We start from the raw sequence: 25,754 nt of genomic DNA on the forward strand, positions 1-25,754 counted from the left end.
ATGAAGACAGTACTTATTACAGGGGCCAATAAAAGCATCGGCTTTGAAACGGCCCGACAATTATTGCAGAAGGGGTATTACGTATACCTGGGCAGCCGCGATGGCCAAAAAGGGCAGCAGGCCGTCGATCAGCTGAAGGCGGAAGGTCTTAACAACGTTGAGCCAATCATCATTGATGTAGACAATCTTGATTCCATAAAAGCCGCCCGTGAGACGCTTGGCCAGAAAACGAATGTACTGGATGTGCTGATTAACAATGCAGGCATCAGTGGCAGCTTTCCACAAACAGCACTCGACACAGACATTACCGTGTTTAGGCAAGTGTTTGAAACCAATTTCTTTGGCGTAATCGAAACAACGCAGGCCTTCGTAGATCTGCTCAGGCAATCAGCCGAACCAAGGATCGTGAACGTCACCTCCGGCTTAGGTTCACTGACGCTGCATAGTGATCCTACCTGGAAATACTACGCAGTTAAGCCAACGGCTTACGTTGGCTCTAAAGCGGCCCTGAACGGGTATACTATTGTGCTGGCTAATGAACTACGTGATACCCCGTTTAAAGTAAATTCAGTTGACCCGGGTTATACCGCGACAGATTTTAATAATCACAGCGGCCCCGGCACGGTGCCCGATGCCGCTGCTCGCTTAGTAAAAGCAGCCACGTTAGGCCCGGATGGCCCAACGGGCCAGTTCTTCAGCGATGACAACGCGCCAGACACGGGTATAAGTCCTTGGTAATTCAGTCTCCGTCTTAAATAGGAAAGCGCTACTAGCTCGGGGTGAGTTAGTAGCGCTTTTGTTGGTATATCTCAAAGCTGATGGATGGACCTAACAACGTTTGAGGCTATTGAGGAATCAGTTTAGTCGTTATCTTGATGCCTTTGCTAACATCAAAATTTAATGACCGTCCTTGTGCTAACAAAGCTTGCTCAGAAGCATCTTTCGTGGCAGGATCGATCTGGTAAGATAAGTCCAGATTGGTAGCCGACGCGCCATCGACGGTATACGTTACCTTCGTGTTATCAGGATACGTTATCACCAGTTGTGTGTCGTTGGTAGCCAGCTGCCAGGTACCAGTCCTGGTTGTGGTGCCATCAAAAAGTGAAGATTTACCGTCGCTACCCAGGGTTAATTGGTATTTCGAGTAATCGAGCAGATTACCAGTGCCTCCTTTTGCGTATACCGGTACAGAGAAATTGTTAGAATTAAGCGTCGCTGATGCCGTTTGCATCTGCCAGGTTTTGGCGATCAACTGAGTCCTGGTTTGTGTCGCCGGGGCCGGATCGGAACTTTTCGTGCAGCTGGCCGTGAACAGGCCAACGATAGCCAAGAGGAATAATACCTTTTGCATGGATTAGTAGATTTGAGGTGGTAATGCATTAAACAGCCAAAATTGAGCATTAATCGGCATCAAACAAGCAATATTGCGCAAATGGTATACATGGACATCACCACCGTTACGTATGACCGCTCCGGCTTATTTGTACCAGCTTGACATTTGATTCTATCTTACGCTTTTTTTAGTCATCGTCATCTTTAGCCACCACTCGCACAAAAGCACTGCGTCGTGGAGCGGGCACCTTTACGTCTTCGCCACGTAAACCTTTCCAGAGTATCTCGTTGAACAGTTTATCATCAATCCGATCTACGTCTGTAAAATCGAGCAGGGCCGAGCGCTTCGCCGAATTCGTAGCGGCCGTATTAACGGCGCTCAGGTCAACATTGGCGGGGACAGCTTGATACATCGCAAAATTAGGCTGCGCCGTAAAACTTCGAAACATAGGCATAGCAGCCGCATCGTATTGGGTCATGGGTGGCAATCCCAGTATTAATTCCATAGTCCGGAGCATGCCCGATGTCGAGTACATTGTATGATCCACAAATTTCCGCTTGGTATACGGACTAATTACCAGGGCTGTGGAACGGTGAGCATCGACATGATCGGGGCCGTTCTGAGCATCGTCTTCTACAATGAATATGGCGGACTGCTTCCAGATGGGGCTCTTTGCAATATGCTCTACCAACATGCCGACAGCCAGGTCATTATCCGCAACGCAGGCATAAGGCGTCGGCCGATTTACGGCCAGTCCCTGCGTATGGTCGGCCCCCAGTCGTATAGAGCTAAAAGCCGGTACAGTTCCAACCACAACGAGCGAGTCGAAATCACGCTTCCATTGATTTACCCGGGTAGTGTCTTTCACTTGCTGCTGATAATACGTAGCGAAGTACGAACAGACATGATCTTTGTCGAGCGCAGGAATGTTGCCTTTGTTGGTATCGACGAACACGCCGTAACTCCGATAGCTAACGCCCTGGCGTTTGCAGAAATCCCAGATGTAGCCATCTTTGTTATTGGCAACTTCGCGACGCCCCATGCCCTCGGTTGCACCACCACGACGTCCGTAGCCCGTTGGCCATGTTTTCTCCAAATAGTCGTTTGCGTGTGCTCCCATGCTCCAATTGTGGCCATCTGCACTTACTTCGGCATCAACGTAGAAGTTATCAAGTAGCACGAATTCGCGGGCCAGCCGGTGTTGGTTAGGTGTATATTTTTCGCCAAACAGGCATAGCGTTGAATCCCCGTTCCCTTCTTTCATATCGCCAAACACCTGATCGTACGTACGGTTTTCTTTCAGGATGTAAAAGACGTGCCTGATGGGGGAAGCTGACCCATTGCTACGGGTTTCTACTTTCATTGGAATGGGGTTGCCCACTTCTCCTTCCGTCACCAGCTCCCGATCTTTGCGGTACGGCGTATTGGCGTACACTTTTTTTGAATACAGGGCCAGCGTAGCCGCATTGGGTTCGTCGAGGATGCTCATGGTGCCCTGCATCAGGCTACCGATGTACTGCAATCGGTTGTTAGCTTGTTTGACCTCACCCAGATGCGACTCTGAACGCACGTTGTTACTGACGGGCTGCGGCCCTAATGGATTGGCAAACGACGTGAACCCTTTACCATTGGCTACAAAAATGCGACTACCCACTACCCGTACGTTCGTTGGGTACCAACCAACCGGAATGAATCCCTTCGATGTACTCTTACCAGGAGTGCCCACATCAAACACGGCCAGGGAGTTGTTGTCAGCATTAGCGATGTAAAGCGTTTTTTCGTCTTTCGACAACGCTAACCCGTTTGTAACCGATCCGGCGGGGGAGTTCGGATAGAGGGCCGCGTCTAGTGTCTCAATTACCTTTTTAGCTTTCGTATCCACAACAGACACACTATTGTCACCGGCGTTGGCTACGTATAAGATATTCCCTTTTTTGTTGAGGATGATTTCATTAGGATTGTATGTAACACTGATACTATGAGTTACCCGACGGTTTTCAGTGTTAAAAACGGCTATTTTCTTGCCACCCCACAGTGAAATAAACAATTCTTTGTGGCTAGGCGACAGCACACAGGTATACCCCTCATGGCCCAGTTTTTCCTGGTGAACAATGGCTTTACTTTTAAGATCAAGGATGTATAGCGAATTATTTTCCTTGGTCACGACGTAAAGTAGATTCCGGGTATCATCGATTTCAATCCCAACGGGCGAAATCTTCTCGGTCATTTTTTTACCGAGTTTAATACTGTCGTTCAAGACGAGTTTGTTGCCGGTAAGGGCGTACTTCATAATCCAGTTATCATTGCCACCCGACGCGTACAAAAACTGCTCGTCACGACTGAACTTGAGGCCGTAGAACGATTTAGGAATCTCGATACTCTGCAACACCTTTTCGTTTTGCGCATCAATGAGCTGAATCGTTTGGGTACCCTGCCCGTTGTTGGTAACGGCTAAGCGCTTGCTCGAAGCCGAAACAGCAATGTTCAACGGCAGATCGCCCAGTTCTAGCGAGCGGCCCGCCGGTGTCAGGCTCCAGCCGTTCGGCAGCATCACTCGCCGGCTTTCGAGCTCAGCATCCAGTTTTTTAAGGTCAGGGTTCTTTTGTGCCCATACCCCAGTTGCCCACAAGAGACAAAGACAAAATTTCAGGAATCGCTTCATTTACTGAGTAATCGTTGGATGGGTTAAAACTCCGGCTGAATTGGTTCAATACCTAACTTTTTGGCTTGAGGTATACACTCCTCCAGGTTATTAACCAGCACAAAGTCAACCCCGGCCGCAAACAAAGCAGGTAGTTCATTAGGCGATTTCGCGTAGAAATAGTTAATCGCGACATTATTCTTTTTCAGGGTTGCCATGGCTTCCCGACGATCTTCGCCTTCTTCGCGCAACAGCTGTATGAAGTTTGCGTTCATAGCGACTGTCGCATCGACGTACTGGCGTGTATCTTTCCGGTATCGATTCTCGGCATTGCAAATCAGAATAGCTGGGCTTACCTGACGCGCTCCGGCAGCGACCTCCTCACCGCAGGCTAGAAACGCCTGGTGGGTGCGTTCCGTTTTCGCAACAAGGGCAGCCGCAGCTTTCCCTATGTCTGCCCCACCCTTTAAGTGACAATTTAGCCACACATTGCGGGGCATAATCGCCAATACCTCCTCAAACGTTGGAATGAGGGTTCCGGCAAATTGCGGGCTTTTCTTAGCGCCCGCATCGAGCCGACGAATCTCGGCCAGGGTTAGGTCCGACACTTTACCCGTGCCATTCGTGGTCCGATTAACGGTTTCGTCGTGCAAGATGACCATAGCTCCATCTTTTGTCAGCTGAATATCGAATTCAATCATCTGAGCCCCCAGCAGAATAGCTTGCTTAAAGGCTGGTAACGTGTTTTCCGGGTGTGAATCCAGACAGCCGCGATGGGCACACAGTCCGCGTTTCGGCATTTTTATCTGGGCAGTCTGGGCAACAGATAGTTGAGCAAACAAACTGACTGCCAGTAGCAGTACGATTATACTATTTATTCGTTGATTACTCATGTCAGAGTTGTCAGTAAAGTGCCAATGTTATTTATCCCACCAGACTTTGATGTCACTGTTGTCGCCCCCCATTGACGCAACAGCCGCGGCCAGATTCTCTGGATTGAGCGATTGCAAATACGTTGGATAGGGAATGCGGGACGGAAATTTATTTTCGGCAGGAATACCAGCCCCACGCGGCAGGATCGGGTAGCCCGTCCGGCGTTTTTCGAACCAGGCCTGATAATCGACAAAGAAGTAGGCGTAATACTTTTGCAGCATAATCTGCTCCAGCTGCTTTTCTGCAGTTGCCGTAGCGTCGTAAGCTACCCCTGCCTGTTGTAGATAGCCCGTCGGCATGGCAGCGCCCCATTGTACCATCGATGCCATAATACCCGCTTCATAATGCGCTTTAGCCGTTTTGCCCGTCGCAAAACCTTTCAACGCTAACTCTGCCTTAATGAACTCCACTTCGGCATAGGTCATCATAACCCCCAACTGCGGTAACGTTTTTAAGGCATCCGTATAACTTGAATTTCGGCCTACAGCGTACTCAACCGTCGTTGGGAAACCACTGTCTATTCCCTGATAAGTGGGCGTTCCATTTACACTGACCTGTGTACTCCACACCGCCCGGCGTGGGTCATTGTCGGCGTTCATTTTGTTGAGAAAGAACTTCGTAAAGTAATTTCCATCGCGCCAATCAACCTGGCGCGCATTATAGAAAGGATTATAGTACGGGAAAGTACCAGGGTATTTAAAGATAGCATCATCGGCATTGCTGCCGAATAGGGGGTTGTTTGTCGGATCAGTCAGGATAGCGGTAATCTGCTGATTGACGTTCACTTCACCCTCGCGCTTCGAAATTCGCAGTAACAATCGCAACCGTAACGAATTTGCAAACTTCTTCCACTTGGTAATACCCGCATTCTTCCCACCCGACAGGGCATTAGCATTGTACAACATATCTCCCGCGTAGGTCAGCGCCTTGGTGTCATCGAACAGGCTGTTAGCCGTTTCCAGATCCTTCAAGATCTGAATATATATATCTTTTTGCCTGTCGAAACCTGGTTTCACAGTACCTTGGAGAGCTTTTGTAGCCTGCGAATACGGGACGTCGCCGTATAAGTCGGTCAGGATGGAATAAGCCCAGCTTTTGTAGACGAGCGCAATTGCTTTGTAGTTGTTTTCTTTCAAGCGGTCGGCAATGGTGTAGATATCCTGAATGTCCGTCAGATTCGTGTAGAAGCCGCTCCAGATGCCAGCATCCGGCGTCACTACGTAGCGGTGCAGCCCACCTCCGCCCGCACTGGCACGGGGCGCATCGACCTGCATCAGTTCGTGGGTAAACGAGCGGGCTGCGTTGATGGAGCTGTTAACGATCCGATACTGCACCTGGCCTAGCATAACTCCCGGCGTAATTTCTTTGGGACGGTTTGGATCGGTGTTTAACTCCTCAAACCCTTCCGTACAGGAAAACAGAAGGCCAGCCAGCAAAGCCAGCGAAAAGTATATCTTTTTAAACATGGTTTTTCGTATTTAACAGCGGATTAGGTGGTCTTGCCCACGTATTGAACGTAGATGGGCCGGACCAGAGTAATGAACTAAAATTTGAAGGTAAGATTAACCCCCATGGTGCGGGTAGACGGAAACTGAGCTAGTTCGACACCGGGCGTGAGCGTGCCGCTGTTCAGATTTCCTCCTTCAGGATCAAAACCGGGAAACTTCGTAAAATTGACTAGGTCGCGCCCGAAAACCGCAACGCTTGTTTGCCGCAGAGCACCGGCGAACCGCCCCAATAAATTCTGGGGCAAATTAAACTCGACACGAGCCTCTCTGATTTTTATATAAGACGCGTCGAAAATATTGGTTTCCGCATTCGTGATCTGGTAGTAATTGTCGTAGTAGGCGCTGGCTGCTACATTAACCGTGTTGGGCGTAAATGTTCCGTCGGGTTGCTTAACAACACCAACCCCAACAATACCTTCGTCGCGACCGGGCAGGGTAACTTTCGTTTTGCCGAGCGTATTATTTTTATGATTGGTTTGTGAATACATGCTCCCTCCTTTCTGGCCATCGAGCAACACGCTGATCCGGACGTTTTTAACCGTGAATTCATTAGATAAGCTGGCTTTCCAGTCCGCAAAGGCATTACCCCACTTTTTAACAACGGGATCAAGTGGGGCGGGCAAACCAACCGAAGAGTAAACGATCTGCCCATCGGGCGAACGTTGAAAACCCCGGCCATACATATCGCCCATCAATCCGCCTACGCGGGCTTCAATGGTTACGTTGGTATTGTGGGCGTAGATAACTTGGTTGGTGATACCAGCCGCCAATTCGCGCACGTAGCTGCGATTACGCGACCAGAGTACGGTCGTAGTCCAGCTGAGATTAGGCCGCACAACGGGTTTGCCCGTTATTTTTAACTCAACGCCCCGGCTGTTGATCAATCCCGCGTTGATCACCGCGTTGGCGTACCCTGAAACTGGATCGAGCGGAATAGCCAGAATCTGATTGCGGCTGTTATTGTTATAATAAGCAACATCAAACCCCAGGCGATTTCCAAACAGTCGCCAGTCAAGACCTACTTCATAACTCGACGTAATTTCGGGTTTCAAATCGGCGTTGAACAGCGTCGATGAGTTGGTGAAGCTGTTCCCATAAATCTTGTCGTAGTATCTGGCCGTCTGGTAAGGGCGTGTGTCGTTGCCCACCTGCGCCCAGGAGGCTCGTAGTTTAGCAAATGAAATGGCTTGCGGCAGGGTAAACAACTCATTCAGCAGAAAGCTACTGCTAACGGATGGGTAAAAAAACGAGTTGTTCCGGTAGGGCAATGTACTCGACCAGTCGTTGCGGCCCGTGATGTCGAGGAAGATCTTTTCGTCGTAGGAGAATTGCGTAGCCGCGTAGAGACTGTTGATCGCTTTTCGGGTCTTCTGCGGATCAGCGACTGCCTGGTCGAGGCTGTTCGAAATCTGATAAATGCCGGGCTGGGCCAGCTGGTCGGCATACAGACCAGCGAAATCATACGTTTGTCGCATCGCGTTACCCCCGACCGACGCTGTCATATTGATCAGCGAGGTAAGGCTTTTTTTGTACGTCAGTAAAAAGTCCGTGTTCGACTCATAGCTGAATACATTTTGCTCCCGGAACATCCCCCGTGGATAGCGCGTCATGCTGAACGGGCGCTGCTGTGAACGATACTCGAACGACATGTCCAGGCCCGTGCGCACCAGCAACGACAAGTTTGGGGCTATATCGTACGTAGCCGATACGTTACCAATGACCCCGTGCTTGTTCATTTTGTTCAGCATCTCGTAAATATCCAGGTACGGATTGTCCGGCGTAGGGTTGAACGGGTTACGCTGCTGCACATTTTCCAGACCGGGCTGCCAGTAAGGCTTAAACCACTCTGGTCGGATATTGGGAGCTGTGCCGAGAATGAGAAAATACATCAGCGACTGGTTGTTATATCCCGCAGCCGGCAGATTGTCGCTGGTTTTGTGGCTGTAGTTTACCTTGCCGGTAATGCGAAGCCGATCTGCTATTTTTTGGTTAATCGATAAAGCCGCGTTCAGCCGCTGGAAGCCTGTATTCGGAATGATCCATTCGTTTTTGAGATGGGTCAACGATAAACGTGCCGAACCGTTTTCACCACCGCCTTCCACCGAAACGCTGTTTGAATATGTAATGCCCGTGCGGAAGAAACCCGAGATATAGTCTTTGTAGGGTACCCAGGGGGTACGCTCGGTTGGCTTACCGTCCGGTGCATTCGGGTTATACTGATAGTACGATTGCCCGTTAAACTTCGGTCCCCAGGCCCGGCCAGCGGCTACTGTGGTGCCGGTGTTGGCCCCGTCGGGACTATCGAGGTAAGAGAAGTAAACGTTGGTTCGGCCTTCGCCGTATTCAAACTGATAATCGGGCCAGCGATTGACCTGGTCGATGCTGAAGTTAGAGTTGACCGTTATGCCAATCCCTTTGTCTTTGCGAGCGCCCGATTTGGTCGTGATAATCAACGCTCCACCCGCAGCCCGGCTCCCATAGAGCGCTGTAGCCCCTGGCCCTTTCAACACCGTTACTTTCTCAATATCGTCGGGGTTGAGGTCTGATACGCTCGACCCGTAATCCACCGGGCTGTCGGCCGATAAGTGCGAGGAATAGCCCGTACCGGTAATTCGGCTGCTCACCGGTACGCCATCTACTACAATCAGTGCCTGGTTATTGTCGAGGTTGAGCGACGACTCCCCACGCAATGTGATTCGCGATGACCCCATTGGGCCTGCTCCCGTCCCCTGAATATTCAATCCTGCCACCTTACCCGACAAGGTGTTAACCCAGTTGTTCGATTTAGCGTCCTTTACCGCATTCTCGTTGATGGTCTGCGCGGCAAATCCCAACGATTTTTCTTCCCGCTTAATGCCCAACGCCGTCACGACCACCTCATTGAGCGTCTGGTTGTTAGCTTTTAGCTGAACATTGATCGTTGTCTGTCCTGTAAACGGAATCTCCGCATTCACGTACCCAATAAAACTGAACACCAGCACATCGCTGTTGGTGAGTGCTTTACCAGGACTCAGGCTAAAGGTACCATCAGCTTTAGTAAGCGTACCCATTGAGGTACCTTTAACGACAACATTAACGCCCGGCAGCACCTGCTTTTGATCGTCAACAACCGTACCTCTGATGATCGGCGCTTGGGCAAGCAGAACACATTTCGGTAAAATTATCAGTGCAAATAATGTAAGATAACGTCGAAAAATTGAGGTAGACTTTTTGAATTCCATAGCTATTGGGGTAGAGTAAACCAACCCAAATGTACTGGAGCATTAAAAGGAGATGAACCCGCTAATCATTGCCAAATTGTTAATTATCCCTAGATTAACAATAAGCACTCATTCGCTTTAGTAATACAATAATGGTGTAACACTGGGGTAACAGTAAATCAACACAGCGAGCTGTTGATTAAGGTTTGCGGCTTACAGAGCTCGCTATAAAGCTCAAAGAATAGCTAATCTTCTTTACAAAAGCTCAAACAATAACGTAGCTTCTCCGCCGAGTTCAATCTGATCGCCATTGTCAAGCGGATACCCCATACCAGCAATGTCAGCTCGCTCAATGCTATTGTCAGCATGTAAGACCTTGGTTTTGTTACCGCTGGTGGGTAGTCCACCCTCATCAACCAGGAGCGAATACCGTCGTTGAGCCGTGTCGTACCGGATTGTAGCGTGTGCCCTGCTAACGGCTCCGTTGCCCGCTCCGCGCTGCCCGTCGAACCGCGCGTCGTCCTCGTTTAGAAAAACGATGTCGTTCGTGCGAACCCGTCCCGATGCGGTCTGCGTGGTGTGACCCCGACCAATGCAGTAGGTTGTTTTATCTGCCGGGTTAAGGGCGTATTCGGCCTGCTCAGTCTGCCCAACCAGGGCGACAACTCTGGCCAAACGGGGCGGCCCATCAGGGGTTGACTTATCTAGTACAACCAGCCCCAGATTCCCTTCCTGATACGTACATTCGGGTAAGTGATCCGAGTAAAACGTATAGTCGAACCGCCAGCTTTTGGGTAAATTGATGTAATTGTCAGCTAACTGGCGACTCAATTCTTTCTGAAACTTTCCAGGCTGATTTGTCCATAAGGCAACCCGATACAATTCTTCCTCCTCCGGGCTGGAGCGAACGATACACAAACGAATTCCTATGGGAGCCGTCTCGGGCTCATTTTGATACGTTCGTAGTTTTTCGATCACAAACCGAAGCAACTGTTCCCGACGCTGGGCGGCTGGCGGTGGCCCGGCAGGTGCCACCGGTTGGGTGGGTACTAATGGGGTAGTTGGTATAGTTTCGCTACCTCCCGAGTCGGTCGACCGGACGGGCGGAGCAGACGTAAATCCAAATAACTGTTTAACCCTTTCCAGAAAGCTCATAATCTGAAATTGACCCTATTAAAAACTACCCAAATAACCCCGTTGCTGTAAAATAGGCGCTACAACGCTGTTGGCCAGCTGCACTGCATCCGCCGACGATTCGGCCAGCTCGATTCGTACGCAAACTACCGTGTGCGACCGACCGTTGGGTGTTGGCGCGAAAAACACGTACCAGCCGTCGTTCCGTTGCGTACCCAGCACAATGCGCTCGGGCGTTCCGGTTTTACCTGCTACCCGCACGGCACTGATCTTACTTTGGCCGCCCGATGGGTTCGACTGCTCAATCATGAATTCCTCCAGTTGCGTAGCATAATCAGGCTGTCGTGCGATGGCCTGGCCCGTACGCACTGGTTGTGGCTTACCCGCTCGGTTCAATACGTAGCGCGAGGGCTGTAGCACGCCGTCATTGGCAATCGCACCCGCCATCCGCGCTATCGACGCTGGTGTTGATGTGAGTTGCCCCTGCCCCCAGGCTAGTCCCGAAAACTCACTCCGATACCGTCTGGGGTATTGCAGACTTTGGTACAGTTGCCGCCGAACGACAAACGACGAGTCCTGCCAGTGTTGTCGAATTTTGGCGCGTTCCGCATCGGTATGCGTATCTGAAAAGGAATAACCCCCAATTAAGTCGACGTTCATACCCGTTGCCAGATACAGATCAGCCAGCTCGTTGTCTAACTTGTTATCGTTGGCGGTCCGAATAAAGTAAACGTTACTCGACCGGACAATGGCCCTACGCATATCGACGGATTCACCGCAGGGCTCCGACTCGCGCGTTCCCCGACGAATAATCTCTTGGCACGAAATGGGATAGCTCACTTCCGACGCCGACGCACCCAGCTTATTAAACGCGGCCATCGCCGTCACAATCTTGGCCGTTGAGCCAGGCGCTGTTGGATAGGTCATCCCCAAGTCGCGCTCCGTTACCAGATAAGGCAGCTTCATCCGATCACGATCTGCCAGGAGCATGGGTTCGGGCGTTTTCAAATTGGGTAATGGATGCATGGCCGAAGCCATTACGTCGCCCGATTTGGCATCCAGTACCACCACGGAGATACGTCGATTGCGATAGTCCGAGGTAGCCAATGCCTTCTGGATGGTCATTTGTAGCTCCGCATTCACGCTCAGTTGCAGGTCGCGGTTCTGTGCTTTACGTCGGGCTACTTCACGGCTATCAATGCCAGCCCGCAGAGCGGGGGCCAGTTCGCCATAATCATACACTGATAAAGTACGCTCTTGCTGAACCATCGGACTAAAGCGATCAGCCCGATACTCCGTCGTGACAAGGTTAGTCTTGCGAGGGCGGCTGTTGAACCCACGCAACTCGCTGAAGTGAGTGGCCTCGGCAAAATACCCGTTGCTCTGCCCCCAGAACAATTGCGTGTTTAGATCACCTACCCAGAAAAACAGATGCTCACCAAAGGGGTAATAGCGCTGCTGGCGTTTTTGGGTAAGCGTCTGGAGGTCGTCCGAGTTTACGCCACTCTGCCTTAAGCGGGATGCCTGCTGAGTAACCACTCCGGGCGCACTTGTTGCCAGCACGAGGCCGTTACGGTCGTAGATCGTACCGGAAGCCAGTACCCGAGTCAGCCGTTCGATCCGAGGATTGTAGCTATATACTGGATCGCCGTTCCGCGTGACCACCCGGGCGGGCCGCACGATGTATTCGTTCCCGCGCCAGCCAACAATCGGCAACAGGCGACCAATCAGGATGACAACCCCAATCAGGAAACCGGCAATACCCGCCATTAGCACTACGTCGTAATGTTTTTCCAGATACTGACGCTGTTCCACCTGCCCCGGCCGATTGGCTATGCTAAAGGCCACACCCATAGCGGTCAGGTTTATGATCAGTGAAATCTTACCGTAGCTCAGAAACGGCACGCTGATACCCGTTAGGGGCAATAACCCAATGGAACCACCCGCAATGATGAGAAACTGAACGCCGGTAGCAATAGCGATCCCCGCCACCAAAAAGAAGCTGAACGGCTGACCTGCCCGGCGGGCATGGAGGAACAGTCGGTGCAGCAACACCCCAAACAGCAAAAACACAGAGATCACGCCAAAGCCACCTAACTCCTCACCTATACTTGGTAAAATCATATCGGTATGAGCAGCTGGCATAGCGTTCGCCAATCCCTTACCCAGACCCTGCCCAAACCAGCCACCCGAAGACAGCGTCCAGAAACCGTGCGCCAGGTGGTCTCCTCCATAGACGTCATTATCCCAGGGGCTAAGCCACATAGCTTTCCGATCGGCCAACCGATTTCCCACAAAGGGCAGCAGATCGCCAAAAGCAAACATGGCCATTACCAGCAAGAGCAGCACGGGCGCTTCGGTCAGCAAAGCCGCCCAACCCAATCGGCTCATCGAACGGGCGTCGCCCCGCCAGTACATGTACCCCACGACCAGTCCTAAGCAAATGATCGTAGCCAGCCAACCCGGCAGCAACCACAATGCAAATCCGTAGCCTACACCCGTCGCCAATGTCAGGGGTAAGTTGCCCCGAGCGATGCTGTAAAACAACAGGAACGTAAAGCATACGACAAGCGCCGGTCCCATATCACCCAGTAGCAGGTACAGCAGCATGAGCAATCCGGCACCGGCCAACGCCCCAAAACTTACGACAAAGCGCCAACGCAGATCAGGCAGTAGCCGGAGTTGTTGCTCATTGGCGGCAAAGAAGCCCGCAAAAAACAGCAGCAGCAAATACTTGGTAATCTCACTGGGCTGAAACGTTAGCCCCAGAAACGACAGGTTCACCCGAACCCCACTACCCTCTGGCCCCGAGCCAATCAGCAAGGTTAACAAGGCCAACCCTATGGCGAGCACTAACCAGGTCCAGCCCGATAAGCGCACGGAAGTCCGATCGCGAAACGCAAATAGCCAGTCGTAGCGCCAGTCGGCATAAAAACGACCAATGTTTAGTTGTGACAGAAACGTCATCCCTATCAGCCCAGCGGCCACGCCCTGCCAGGTTTGCCAGGCATACAAGGTATCCTGCAACGGGTCCTGAATGGCCAACAACGTCAGCACCGAAATCCCCGTCAGCAGCATTAGTATGGGCAAAAGCAACGGGTCAGGCTGAAACCGTCGAACTGACCAAAACCCCTGCACTAGCCAGAACGCCCCAAAAAACAGAAGAACGATGGCCCAGAATTGTAACGTAAAGGCCGTTGGCGTACGAACGGCAAACGCATGATCGGTCTTAAGTTGCCCATACACCACGGTTCCAATGAGTCGGAGGTGGTGCGGGCGTGCCGTAAATGTGTAGTCCTGATCGCTGGTCAGCTGACTCGTGCCCCGTCGACTACCAAATTCGAAGCCGGGCTTAAGCGGCACTACGCTATAGGCCGCTCCGTCTTTTAGCCCCGTGTAGGTGAATTGTCCATCTGTATCAGTACGAGCGTAAATGAACCGGTCTTGCAGGGTATCGGGCCGGGCTGTAGCGGGATGGCGTTTGAGCTGCACCAGCACACCGGCCATAGGCTGGTCGTCACGCGTGACCCGCCCCAAAATGGAGCGTGATCCACTGCCTACGGTAACGGTGGATTGGTACGTTTTAGGGTTATTCAGTTCGCGAACGTAAAGCGTCGAGTCGAAGCCCATTTGCTGGCGTGACAGTTGCAATCGACTTCGGAAATCAGCCCCACCAATTGGGCTACGCCAGGCTCTGGGCGCCAGCACCGAAAATTGCCGCTTATTAATGGCTCCCAGGTTATCCAACGCTACGTCCTGGGCGAGCTTCGCCGATAAAGAATCGCCAACAAACGACACATCCCGGCGATCGCTGTAATAATTACCACCGTTGAGTAATCGCTGGATAGCCGCCGATCTAAGTCCAGCTTCCAGCGTTAGTGACCGTCCAGCCGTTAGGTCTTCCTTAGCCCGGTTCAGCGTAGGAAGCAGGTTCACATACAGCCGCGTGAACAATAGCAGTAGCATAACTGATGCCCCCAGCAAATACAAACGTCCGGACGGAACTGGAACTACTTTCATTTAATCGATTAGGGTAATGACGTATTAATTATTGGTCTGCGTGGAATCAGGGACCGTGTTTGTGGAATCCGGTGCGGTGGTTACCGTAGTTGTAGCTGGTTCCGTAGTTGATGTTGACACCGGTGGAGTATCCGCTTCCGAAGAATCTCTGGCACTTTCTTCCATGAGATAATCAGAGGACGTAGTTGTGGTATCATTTGTGACACTCGGCGTTTCTGACGAATCACCTGCCGTAGCTGTTGAGTCAGGCACGAACTTACGGTTAGCCATGTTACGCAGGTTCGTGTAATAAACGGCCAAGGCAATCAGGACGCCCACGACAACAACGCCCAATACGACGGCCCACCAGTTTGAGCTGGCAACGGGTTCGTCATCGACCGGTGGTAGGTACGTTGTTTCTTGGGGTTGCGACACGGAAACGGGTGCCGCTACGGTACGAGTCGACACCGGAGCCCGGCGCTCACTGGTGCGACTGGCCTGCAACTGCTCAACATTGGCCTGCCCAAGCAGCAACGTCAATTCATCAACATCGCTCAGCCGTTCGGCGGGGTTCTTGGTTAACGTCCAGCGCAGAATCGTATCCAGACTTGGGGGCAAATACTGTCCGGCTGTTAGTTGCAGATCGGGGGGCGATGTACGGAGCACCTGATTCATGAATGTAGCCATGCCCGTCGAGTCGGCCATTGAGAACGGCACCCGTCCCGACAAACATTCGTAAAACACCACGCCCAGCGAATAATAGTCCGTGGCGACATCGACGCCTTTCGGGTTGTCGAACTGCTCAGGCGACGCGTACTCATAGGTCATCAGCGACTGCCCCGTCATGGTCTGCGATTGTTCGCGCAGGCGAGCCACCCCAAAGTCGGTCAGCAAAAAATGCAGTTCGCCACTCGGCAACGGCCGGTACAGGATATTCTCGGGTTTAATATCCCGATGAATGATGCCTTTGGGATGAATGGCCTTAAATGCCTCAGCCATTTGCAGCCCGAGCCGGATGGTTGTCGGTACGTCCAGATGACCCCGTTCTGTCAGGAGCGTTCGCAGGTTGCCGCCTTCAATCCACTCCATGACAATAAACGGCATAGGCATGTCGAGCTGCACCTCGCGCACCCGCACTACGTTCGGGTGCCGAATATCGGTCATCAGCTGCGATTCGAACCGGAAACGCCGGAGGGTTTCGGCGTCGGTGTTGAGCGCAAAATGTTTTATAGCGACGAGATCACCCGTTTCCAGGTGACGAGCCTTCAGCACACGGGCATTGGAACGACCCAGTTCGCCGAGGATTTCGTAGCCCGGAAAATGTGTATTGAAACTTACAGTTGGCATCGGCCAATTAGTTTAACGAGTCGGTTACAGTAGGCGCGCTCATCGAGTCGAGCTCTTCGGGCAAGTCATACTTCAAAACTTTACAGCTAAGCCTGACTCCCCGATCACTATCCGGCGCGGTGCGGACGGGTGACGAGTTTGGTGCAACATTCATAAAAAAGACTTTTTCCGTTTTATAGATGTCGCCGTTGTCTTTGTAATAACTCACCTGAACGGCCACTGCGGGAAACGCGACAGCGCTAGGGTTATTCAACGTAATCTGCACGTTTTTGATGCCCCCAAAAAAGCCTACCCGGTAGCCTTCATCAACCTCCGCCCTAAGATTGTTGCCCGCAGCGATGGCTTCCTGCCGAAGTTGCTCACGCCGTTGGGCTTCCTGGGCCAGGCGAAGGCTCAACGTGTCTTCATCCTCTGCACTACCTTCGATTGACGAATCATCATTACCGCTTGCAGCATCAGCTATACCGGATTGGGTGGGTTTGGCCAGAATACCATTTGGCTTTGACCCGAACCCAACCAGGGCGTAGTAGAGCCCCACTGCGCCAAGCAGCACAACCAACACTAGTGCGGCTATTTTCACCCCACTACCAGACGTAGCTTTTCGGGCTTGTCTAGGCGGAACACTCGCCGGATCGGTGATGGGTACGCTGACCGCGGGCTGTGACACCTGCTCCGTATTTGGCTCAATCTGCGCAGCTGGGGCGGGTGACGTCGTAACCTTTGCTTTTGTATAACCCGCTCGACTGGCCTGTATGTAGTTTAGCTCAGCCTGTTTAAGCAGCCAGGTCAGCTCGTCGGCATCACTTAGGCGTTCGTCGGCTTTCTTTTTCAACAAGCGGTCGAGCAGGTCAGCGAACACATCAAGCGCCTGGTCGTTGGTCGTAACGGTCAGGGCTGGCGGGTCGTCATTGAGCACTTTGTTCATAAACGTGACAATGCCCGTATGGTCGTTCAGCGAAAACGGTACGTGCCCCTGCAAACATTCATACAGCACCACGCCCAGCGAATAATAATCCGTGGCTACTCCCACACCTTTCGGGTTATTGAACTGCTCAGGCGATGCATATTCGTAGGTCATAAGCGACTGTCCCGTCAGCGTGTTGGACTGCTCATGCAGCCGCGCCACGCCAAAATCAGTCAGCAGAAAATGCAGTTCGCCACTTGGCAACGGCCGGTACAGGATGTTTTCAGGCTTAATATCTCGGTGAACAATGCCCTGTGGATGAATGGCTTTGAACGCAGCCGCCATTTGCAACCCCATCCGAATGGTTGTCGGTACGTCCAGTCGTTCCTGCTGCTTAATCAGCTGACGGAGACTCCCTCCTTCGATCAGCTCCATCACAATGTACGGCAGCTCGGCTTCCAGCTGAACTTCCCGAACTTTAACCACATTGGGATGCGAAATGCTGGTCATGATCGCCGACTCCCGCTGAAACCGGCGCAGCGTTTCGGCATCGGTATTAAGGGCAAAGTGCTTAATGGCAACCAGATCGCCGGTGTCTAGGTGACGCGCTTTGAGGATGCGGGCATTGCTTCGTCCCAACTCGCTCAGCACCTCATAACCAGGAAACTGTGTGTTAAATCGAATCGTGGACATTACCGGCGGGGCGTTTGAGTTGAAACAGGCTGATTTTGTGCTGATACTCCAATCACTGTGTTTTGGAATGTGTCCTGGCGAACCGTCGCCAGAATGGGCTGGTCTACCCCGCGAAAATATACCTTCGACAAACGGAGCTTTCCATCGCCGGTGGTTTCGATACCGGTTTTAAATCCACTGATGACTATGTTTTCCAAGTTAACGAGTCCCCGGCGGGTTACGCGCACTGCGACCGTCTGAGACGTATCGCGGGGTACGAAAACCGTCAGGCGATCGCCCCCCATAATTGTTTGCAGCGAATCACTCAGGACCAGCGGTTTATCAAGACGAAAGGTGTCATTGGTAAGAACAAGTCGATGGTCCTGACTTCGCTGCGCTATTTGCACAAGCGAATCGAAGCGGGACAGTGTCGGAACCAGCGCTGATGCCGAGTCAGACTGAGTAACGCTTTTAGTCAGACTATCCGCCTGGGCAATGACTGTATCAGACGGTCCTATCTGGTACCACACAACTCCGGCTATCACCAGGACAAGCACCAACCCCATAGCGATCCATACGCCAGCCGTGCTACGTTTAGCTGATTTTACCGTAGCAACCGGCTCGTTGAAAGCTGACGTAGCCGGTACCTTCTGGCCTTCCACTTTTTTCACTTCTACATCAATTACTGGAGCCATATGCCCAGTCAACGGCTTACTATTCTTCGCCAGCACAACTGTGATATTGTCATTGCCGCCTGCTGCATTGGCCGCCTTGATTAGTCTGGCCGCCTGCTCATCCAAAGTTAATGGTTCATTCAAAATCTGTACAATCTGCGCTCGGGTGATCATATCAGTCAGGCCGTCGCTGCACAGCAATAGCTGGTCGCCCGGCAGGAAATCGGTCTCGCCCCACTCCAGGAAATCCGGATCATCGACACGGTGCGCGGTTGAGCCAACCTCGCGCAGGATCTCGTTCCGGCGCGGGTGATGCATGGCTTCCAGTTCTGTGAGTTCATTGGCATCTTCACGAACCCCCACCAGCGAGTGATCGTGGGTAAGCTTTTCGAGCACGCCTTGCCGATAGCGATACAGCCGCGTATCGCCCACATGCACAAAGTACAGTTTACTAGTATCAACATCAGCGACAGCCGCACTGAGCACACAGCACATCTGCCCTAGCCGTCGGTCCTGCTGCCGTTGTTCGTTGATCTGGTTATTGGCAAACACCACCGCTTCGCGCAGCATAGACAACGGATCGCCGTTGGGCGTAGTCATGTACCGTTCGATTGACTCTTTGGCGATAGCCGCGGCCCGGTCACCGCCGGCGTAACCTCCTACCCCATCAATGGCGGCCAGCAAGGCACTCGTATCCGACCAGATCGGTGTACAGACAAAAGTGTCCTGGTTATCCTGCCGGCGTTGGCCGACGTCAGTCTGTCCGGCGATTTGTATCAAGGTCAATGGTTTTAAATGTTTTTGGTGTATACGTGATGTAGCTTGGTGGTAGCTACAAAAGCTACGTCACCGGGGCAAATCCTGAAAGTGTCTGACGACCAGAAAGCATACAAACAACAGCAACAGCCCCACAAGCAAAAAGTCAATCATACCTACGTATTGCTTTGAAAGTTGAGCGTAACCATACTGTTGAGCAAAATCTGCGCTTTCCCCGGCAAAGGAAACCATTGCGGACTGGCGGGTTCGCTACGTGGAATAAGTCGCTCGTTCACGCGGGTTTCGTTGCGACTGAACGAGGCTATCTCAAATGAGTTGCTGGTGTCGTTGTAGCGTATCCGGGCGTGGGGATTCGATACATACGCCGATTCCACAAGCAGATAATTAGGGAAATGCTGATTATCGGGCTCTTTACGCGCCACCACAATTTCACGGTCGCGCATCAGGTACGAGTCTTCCTTATTCAGTTCGGCCATGTAATACGTGACCGCTGCTAAACCGGCACCAAGGCTTTTTGGTAAAGCCGAAGCACTGGTTGCTGTTGATTTCACAACTGGTGCCGGTGATGCCGTTGCCGGTGGATTGAAGTTAAATTTCACCACAAACGCCCCCGGCTCCCGAAAATCAATGTGCTGAAATGTATTCAGATCGACATCGACCTTTTCGTAGCGGTTCGTTTGCTTTACCCGGCGCGTTACGTTCACCTTATCTGGCGATTGAGCCTGAATATTGCCGGGTAATATTCCCGTCAGTGCCCCGATTACCTTAACGTCAGTAGGCGCCACGACTTCTCCGCCGAACTCCCGACCGGCCCCAAACTTAAAAAACCAGCTCGACGCCACCGGCGACACATGACTGTATTGGCCCTTCTGCGATTCAATAATTGCTTTAAAGGCGCTCACCACTTCGTTGACGATGACGGGAAAGGCGTTCTGACGGCTCTCGTACGTATCGGGGTGGAGAATAATCAGGAAGTGAGCGTTGAACAACATGCTCGCCCCAACGGATTCGCGGCCGATGGAGTCCTCGAACGACGCAATGAGTTCATCTAGAATACGCTTGTTGGTAACCGTAGCTACCTGAGGAGTGTCGGCCTGGCTGGATGGCACGAGTAAGTTGCTTAATTTACCAAGCCAGCCTCCGGGCTGATTTGCCATTTGTGGACGGTTTAGTGAGGATTACCACCTCCTTAAACGATGCATTTACGAGTTTCTTTCAAGTAAAAGAACGCTATTTTGTAAAAGGTGTTTTGGTTTAACTCAAATAGCTGCGTCTTTCCGTTTCTCTCCCATTGGAAGAAGGGCCGGGCAGACACATACGTATCAAAAAAAGCATTCTTCCTTCAACGAGCCGCTCGTTGAAGGAAGAATGCTTTTCTAATGGCGCTAACAAGATTGCCTTACAGCAAATCTACACTGACCAAATTATCGTCCGAAACGCGGTCGATGAGTTTGTTATAGGGGTCGATGCCAGCCTTAACGGGCTTGCCTTTAACGACAACGTCAATGACATGTTCACCCGGCGTTAAACTGCGTTTCTGCATCAGCAGCGGCACTTTTGCTGTCAGTCCATCTTTGTTTTTGGTATCGTCGGTCAGTACGGCGATGTCGGCGATGACAGGGCTTTTCCCTTTAGCGATCTCTTTACCGGTTTTGTCGTAATATTCAGTCGCCGTCCGCACATATAGCTTTACCCGATACTGATCTTTACCGATGGCTTTTGCTTCCGCTTTGGTAATTCGATTATCGTAAAGCGTTAGCTTTTCGAAGTTATCCGTCAGCCAGGGTTTGAGCGAATCTGGCGTAGCGGCTTTCAGGAAACTATACCATTCGAGTGAGGTTGTGAACGGAGCCTGCTGCCGGAACCGGGCGGCTTTCATGTAATCGTTCATGGCTTTGTTTACACGTTCTTCGCCAATGTAATCCTGTAAAGCATACATAAGCATGGAGCCTTTCTGGTACCAGACATAGCTGCGCGTATCGTTGTCGAGCATGTTCGCTTCGAATTTATCCTCAAACGCCCGGCCGCCGAGGTAGCGATCCAGCGAATATTTCAGGAACTTCGGCATCGCGTCGGCACCATAGCGCTGTTTCAACACCATCAACGCCGAATACTCGGCCATCGTCTCCGAAATCTGATTGGCCCCGCGCGTCCGGCTCGGCATGATCTGATGGCCCCACCACTGGTGCGCGACTTCGTGGGCCGTTACGTAATAAGCGTAGTCCGTTTTATCAGGATTCCGGAAGTCGCCCACCCAGCCGAATTCTTCCGAATAGGGCACCGTAGTTGGAAAGGACTGCGCAAACGTAGCATACCGCGGAAACTCCAGCACCCGTAGCACCGGATACGGGTAAGGCGCATAGTTCTTCGTGTAGTAGCTCAGCGACGCCTTCATGCTGGCCATAAACCGGTCGAGGTTGCGCTCGTGGCCGGGTTGATGGTACACTTCCAGCGCGACCGTCTGGCCGTTGGGCCCTTTCCAGGTATCGCGCTTAACGCCGTAGCGCGCCGAACACATGCTGAAAAAGTAATCCGAAAAGCCGGGTAGTTTATAATGGAAGTATTTGCGCGGCTTACCGTCTGGCCCCGTTTTGGTTTCGGTCCTGGTCAGCACACCCGGCATAATGGCCGTCTGGTCGGGCGTGGTTGAGATCGTGCCCTCAAACGTAACCCAGTTGGCATCGGTGGTAAACAGGAAGTCGCTCAGCCCGCGCGGATCGGTTTGGGTCGGCAGAGTCCATTGCTTGATGGGCAGTTTATATTTCTTACGATACTTGTCGCTGCTTAGTTCGGCTTCGCGGCTATACCCGAAGCCGGGCAGGATACCAATGTTAAAGAAGGTACCGTTGCTGACCACATCGCGATCATTACTGCTATTGGCAAAGCCGACGTACTGCCCCGTCACCCCCATTTCCATCCGAGCCGAGTCGCCGGGTTGCAGCGGTTTGGCTAAGCGATAAATCGTATAGCCAAGCTCCGCGTCGCTGAAGACTCGCTTTGGTGTAACACCGCCGACCGTAAACTCGGTTAGTTGTCGGTGAAAGTTGTCAGGGGCCATGCTGATGTGCAGCGAGTCGATGGGCCGGTTGCCTTTATTGACAATCATAAAGTGCCCGGCGGCTACGGCTTTGAATTCGTCAGGATATACATCCACATCGACTTTCGCGCTGGTAATTTTCGGTTGGAGCACATCACGGTACCGACTATACTTTTTCTCGTAGTCAGCCTGTCGTTCGCGCTGTTCATCTGCCGAGTAAAAGCGATTTTCTACGCTCACATTCCTGTAAATGAAGGCACCCATACCCACGAAGGCCACCAGCAATAAGGCAAACAGACCGATAGACACCCGGCCCATCCGCTGCCGGGCCAACTGCCAACGGGCTTTGGCTCCTGTGTCGCTGCCCCGGTTCCAGAACCAGAGAGCCAGAATCAACAGCAACCCGCCGAACGCGTACCAATAAGCCCGAAAGGCAAACAAGCCTGTCAGATAGTGCCCAAAGCCGTTCATATCGGAGAGTTGTACGCCACCCCCCGAAAATGGTAACGCCAGTCGGTAGCTAAACTCCGCGAACTGCGGTACCGCCCAGATAACGATGTACACCGCCAGCGTGACAATGTGCCCTACGAACTTCTGGTTTACTAAGGTGTGCACGAAAAACGCCAGCATCACCAACTGGAAATACTGCGTGAAGGCAACGCCCAGCAGATCTCGGACGTACAGACCGAACTCATAGTTGAAGTAGCCTTTCACTGTTTGATTCAGTACGCCCGATACGAATACCAATTCACACAGCAGTAGACAGACGTACATCATGGAGAGTAGTTTGGCGCCATAGTTCATCCAGTCAGGTACGGGTAAGGCGTCGGCAATGGTGTCGTAATGCACCGTTTTGTCGCGGTGTACGACTTCGCCGGTATAGAAAATAATGACAATCAGCACGAAGAAGAAAAACGTACCGTTGCGGGCCTCTAACATGGCGTAGGTCGTGGGCAGCGAAGGTGTTCCATAAATCTGCGCGCCGAACCAGCCGTCCAAGAACAAAAACAGCACCGCGCCGAGCAAAATGGCAATGAAGTACGGATCGCGCACAATGCTCCGAAACTCCAGCCCCGCCTGACGAACCATCTGCCGCAGGTACGTGCTGGTTCGAAATACAGGTGTTGGTTTGGGCAGGCTCGCCAGGGTGGGTATTGTGGCTGGTATTACGTCACCTTTCTCTTTTTTACCTAGTTTGACGGATAGAAACCGGATAAAACTGAACCGCCACACGGTTACACCGAACACCAGCAGTGCCACCGCTAACCAGATAAGTCGGTTGGTCAGCAAATCGCCTTCCAAAGGGGCAAGTAGTGTGTTCTGCTCCACCGGTGTCCAATACTTGGTGGCATTGTCGTAGGCGTATGACCCGAACGGATCGAGCAGGTTAACGAGGTGTTTGTTTTCTAAATCGCTGGCCAGGGTACCGCCAAGCAGATAAGCAATAAATAAGAGAATGCTACCCGCGTAGGTAGCAAACACCTGCCTTGAAAAAGCCACAAGCGCAAAGAAAATGTTGCCTACCAAAAACATATTCGGCAGCACAAAGAGCAAAAACGGATACGCATAATCGCGGAAGCGAATGGGCCCAAAGCGTTCGGCGTTGTCGGCAAGGTTGAATACCGGCCCCAGCAATGAGCCAATCACAATGCCGAGCAGTCCAGCGGCCATAACGCCCAGCAGAATTACGAACGAGCCAAAGAAGCGCCCCAGCAGGTATCCCCGCTCGGTGATGGGAAAAGTAAAAAAGTAGTTCTTGGTCGAGTGCTCAATGTCCCGGTAGACAGGCACTCCCATAATCGCCGACGCCACAAGCATGCCGAAGATGGTCATTACTACAATGAACTGATTGACGGCGTAAGGCGAGTTTACGTTTGTTTTCTCGGAAGCAGGGCCATTCCCATAGATGACAAACAGAAACGTGAACAGAAATAAAATGAGGGCATATAAGTACGTAGCCGGGCGCTTCAGTCGATACGCCAGCTCGAAACGAAAGATTTCGAGGAACATAAGGTTCAAGTATTAGGAGCGAGGAGCGAGTAATAGGTGATCAGCCGATTAGCGTTTGGCTTCGATAGCGTTGTAATGAGCCGTTAAAAGCCGAGCTACATCTTCGAGTGCAATTTGTAAGTCGTCCGTCTGAGCGTATCCGAGGTCTTGTGCCAAAATCAGGTAGTAGTGCGTCTCGTCGAGCGAACCTTGTGCAATATTCATGAACTTAGATTTGTCAGGGATGGTACGCTTTCGGTAACCTTCGGCGATATTGGCAGGTACAGACACTGCACTTCGCCTAATCTGTGACGTTAACCCAAATAATTCTTCTTTGGGAAAGGCTTTGGTTAATTGATAAACCGACAAAACAAGCTGGTGAGCTTTTTGCCACATAATTAACTCGCGAAAGTGCTTTGTTTTTTCCATACAAGTGTTTGGTTCAGGTGGTGAAAAATAAGCGGGAAACACATCCTATTACGCGCTCCTCGCTCCCAATACTATACAGTGACAATATCCATTTTCTCGGTGATCTTAGCGAAATACACGTCTTCCAGGTCCGGCTCAACCGGCTCGAAACCAACGGGTGGCAGGTCGCTGTAAGCATGGAGTCGGGTCTTACCGCCTTTCAGCTGGGTCGAGATCACCCGGTGCGTTTTTCGGTAGGTATCAACCTCAGCTTTTTCGATGAATTTTTGCCAGATTTTGCCTTTCAGATCAGCCACCAGGCTGTTAGGGTCGCCAGAAGCAACCACCTCGCCCAGGCAGATAATGGCCATGTCAGAGCAAAGATTGGTGACGTCCTCAACAATATGGGTCGACAGAATCACGATGGTATTCTCCCCAATCTCCGACAAAAGATTGTGGAAGCGGTTACGCTCGGCGGGGTCCAGGCCAGCCGTCGGTTCATCCACGATGATAAGTCGGGGGTTTCCAATCAACGCCTGCGCAATGCCAAAGCGTTGTTTCATACCGCCCGAGTACGTACCAAGGTTCTTTTTGCGAACCGTGTACAGGTTCACTTTCTGCAATAATCCCTCAACAATCTCTTTCCGTTCGCGGCTGTTGGCAATCCCTTTAAGCGTAGCGATGTGGTCGAGCATGGCCTCGGCCGTTACGCGTGGGTAAACGCCAAACTCCTGAGGCAGATAGCCCAGTAACCGACGCACACCATCTTTCTGGGTCAATACGTCGAGGTTTCCATCGGGCAAACCGGTTAGCTGAACACTTCCGCTATCAGCTTCCTGTAAGGTAGCAATTGTACGCATTAGGCTCGACTTACCGGCACCGTTGGGGCCTAACAAGCCAAACATGCCTTGTGGAATCGTAAGCGAAATACCCTTCAGGGCCCGAACGCCGTTGGAATACGTTTTAGTTAAGTCAGTAATCTCAAGCTTCATGCTAGCAGTCAGGTTAACGAGGTGAGTAAGCAAATTACAGAACCTAGCCATGCCTGCTATTTTTACCAGGTAAGAATTATATAAACGGTGTGTTTATAGGGTGACTGGCGTCCATTTCAGAAGATTCAACTATTCTGAATAAATTATTCAATTAAAAAATATACCTAGCCGGTATAAAAGCAAACGGGTAGCCAGCGTTATTGCCA

The 25,754-nt window shown here is 51.7% G+C and carries 15 protein-coding genes; 1 reads left to right on the forward strand and 14 read right to left on the reverse strand.

The annotated features are described in order from the left end of the window. Positions 1–738, forward strand: coding sequence for an SDR family oxidoreductase (locus ACFSUS_RS19040; protein ID WP_381525323.1), 738 nt, complete (start codon positions 1–3; stop codon positions 736–738). A gap of 106 nt (positions 739–844) precedes the next feature. On the opposite strand, the gene ACFSUS_RS19045 is transcribed toward ACFSUS_RS19040, so the two are convergent. The 14 genes from ACFSUS_RS19045 to ACFSUS_RS19110 form a co-directional block, all read right to left on the reverse strand. Then, the gene (locus ACFSUS_RS19045) at positions 845–1,351 is read right to left on the reverse strand and encodes a hypothetical protein (protein WP_381525324.1); all 507 of its coding nucleotides are present in this window, start codon (positions 1,349–1,351) and stop codon (positions 845–847) included. Positions 1,352–1,520: 169 nt separating this feature from the next. Beyond that, a complete protein-coding gene (locus ACFSUS_RS19050; RefSeq protein ID WP_381525325.1) occupies positions 1,521–3,995 on the reverse strand; it encodes an alkaline phosphatase family protein in 2,475 nt (824 codons plus the stop codon). 23 nt (positions 3,996–4,018) lie between these two features. Beyond that, positions 4,019–4,867, reverse strand: coding sequence for a glycerophosphodiester phosphodiesterase (locus ACFSUS_RS19055; protein WP_381525326.1), 849 nt, complete (start codon positions 4,865–4,867; stop codon positions 4,019–4,021). 27 nt (positions 4,868–4,894) lie between these two features. Next, a complete protein-coding gene (locus ACFSUS_RS19060) occupies positions 4,895–6,373 on the reverse strand; it encodes a SusD/RagB family nutrient-binding outer membrane lipoprotein (protein WP_381525327.1) in 1,479 nt (492 codons plus the stop codon). A gap of 77 nt (positions 6,374–6,450) precedes the next feature. Continuing rightward, positions 6,451–9,636, reverse strand: coding sequence for a SusC/RagA family TonB-linked outer membrane protein (locus ACFSUS_RS19065; RefSeq protein WP_381525328.1), 3,186 nt, complete (start codon positions 9,634–9,636; stop codon positions 6,451–6,453). Between the two features lie 234 nt (positions 9,637–9,870). Continuing rightward, complete coding sequence (locus tag ACFSUS_RS19070; RefSeq protein WP_381525329.1) at positions 9,871–10,770, reverse strand: FHA domain-containing protein; 900 nt, start codon at positions 10,768–10,770, stop codon at positions 9,871–9,873. An 18-nt stretch (positions 10,771–10,788) separates the two neighbouring features. Then, entirely contained in the window at positions 10,789–14,769 is a 3,981-nt protein-coding gene (locus ACFSUS_RS19075; RefSeq protein ID WP_381525330.1) for an FtsW/RodA/SpoVE family cell cycle protein, read from the reverse strand. A 24-nt stretch (positions 14,770–14,793) separates the two neighbouring features. Then, on the reverse strand, positions 14,794–16,095 hold the full coding sequence (locus tag ACFSUS_RS19080) for a serine/threonine protein kinase (protein ID WP_381525331.1): 1,302 nt from the start codon (positions 16,093–16,095) through the stop codon (positions 14,794–14,796). 7 nt (positions 16,096–16,102) lie between these two features. Then, complete coding sequence (locus ACFSUS_RS19085; RefSeq protein ID WP_381525332.1) at positions 16,103–17,692, reverse strand: serine/threonine protein kinase; 1,590 nt, start codon at positions 17,690–17,692, stop codon at positions 16,103–16,105. After that, a complete protein-coding gene (locus ACFSUS_RS19090) occupies positions 17,692–19,125 on the reverse strand; it encodes a PP2C family protein-serine/threonine phosphatase (RefSeq protein WP_381525333.1) in 1,434 nt (477 codons plus the stop codon). Before ACFSUS_RS19090 ends, ACFSUS_RS19085 begins: the two co-directional genes overlap by 1 nt. A 152-nt stretch (positions 19,126–19,277) precedes the next feature. Beyond that, positions 19,278–20,279, reverse strand: a complete 1,002-nt coding sequence (locus ACFSUS_RS19095; RefSeq protein WP_381525334.1) for an FHA domain-containing protein — start codon at positions 20,277–20,279, stop codon at positions 19,278–19,280. A 242-nt stretch (positions 20,280–20,521) separates the two neighbouring features. Next, a complete protein-coding gene (locus ACFSUS_RS19100; RefSeq protein WP_381525335.1) occupies positions 20,522–24,169 on the reverse strand; it encodes an ABC transporter permease/M1 family aminopeptidase in 3,648 nt (1,215 codons plus the stop codon). Between the two features lie 48 nt (positions 24,170–24,217). Then, complete coding sequence (locus tag ACFSUS_RS19105; RefSeq protein WP_381525336.1) at positions 24,218–24,577, reverse strand: four helix bundle protein; 360 nt, start codon at positions 24,575–24,577, stop codon at positions 24,218–24,220. A gap of 71 nt (positions 24,578–24,648) precedes the next feature. Then, positions 24,649–25,548, reverse strand: coding sequence for an ABC transporter ATP-binding protein (locus ACFSUS_RS19110; protein ID WP_381525337.1), 900 nt, complete (start codon positions 25,546–25,548; stop codon positions 24,649–24,651). Positions 25,549–25,754 lie beyond the last annotated feature (206 nt).

It is taken from the genome of Spirosoma soli (genome assembly GCF_042684525.1).
GTDB classification, from domain to species: Bacteria; Bacteroidota; Bacteroidia; order Cytophagales; family Spirosomataceae; genus Spirosoma; species Spirosoma soli.

Bases quoted from the DNA above. Each gene is read 5' to 3' on its own strand.
- ACFSUS_RS19040 (WP_381525323.1), top strand. From the start codon at position 1: ATGAAGACAGTACTTATTACAGGGGCCAATAAAAGCATCGGCTTTGAA.
- ACFSUS_RS19045 (WP_381525324.1), bottom strand. From the start codon at position 1,351: ATGCAAAAGGTATTATTCCTCTTGGCTATCGTTGGCCTGTTCACGGCC.
- ACFSUS_RS19050 (WP_381525325.1), bottom strand. From the start codon at position 3,995: ATGAAGCGATTCCTGAAATTTTGTCTTTGTCTCTTGTGGGCAACTGGG.
- ACFSUS_RS19055 (WP_381525326.1), bottom strand. From the start codon at position 4,867: ATGAGTAATCAACGAATAAATAGTATAATCGTACTGCTACTGGCAGTC.
- ACFSUS_RS19060 (WP_381525327.1), bottom strand. From the start codon at position 6,373: ATGTTTAAAAAGATATACTTTTCGCTGGCTTTGCTGGCTGGCCTTCTG.
- ACFSUS_RS19065 (WP_381525328.1), bottom strand. From the start codon at position 9,636: ATGGAATTCAAAAAGTCTACCTCAATTTTTCGACGTTATCTTACATTA.
- ACFSUS_RS19070 (WP_381525329.1), bottom strand. From the start codon at position 10,770: ATGAGCTTTCTGGAAAGGGTTAAACAGTTATTTGGATTTACGTCTGCT.
- ACFSUS_RS19075 (WP_381525330.1), bottom strand. From the start codon at position 14,769: ATGAAAGTAGTTCCAGTTCCGTCCGGACGTTTGTATTTGCTGGGGGCA.
- ACFSUS_RS19080 (WP_381525331.1), bottom strand. From the start codon at position 16,095: ATGCCAACTGTAAGTTTCAATACACATTTTCCGGGCTACGAAATCCTC.
- ACFSUS_RS19085 (WP_381525332.1), bottom strand. From the start codon at position 17,692: ATGTCCACGATTCGATTTAACACACAGTTTCCTGGTTATGAGGTGCTG.
- ACFSUS_RS19095 (WP_381525334.1), bottom strand. From the start codon at position 20,279: ATGGCAAATCAGCCCGGAGGCTGGCTTGGTAAATTAAGCAACTTACTC.
- ACFSUS_RS19100 (WP_381525335.1), bottom strand. From the start codon at position 24,169: ATGTTCCTCGAAATCTTTCGTTTCGAGCTGGCGTATCGACTGAAGCGC.
- ACFSUS_RS19105 (WP_381525336.1), bottom strand. From the start codon at position 24,577: ATGGAAAAAACAAAGCACTTTCGCGAGTTAATTATGTGGCAAAAAGCT.
- ACFSUS_RS19110 (WP_381525337.1), bottom strand. From the start codon at position 25,548: ATGAAGCTTGAGATTACTGACTTAACTAAAACGTATTCCAACGGCGTT.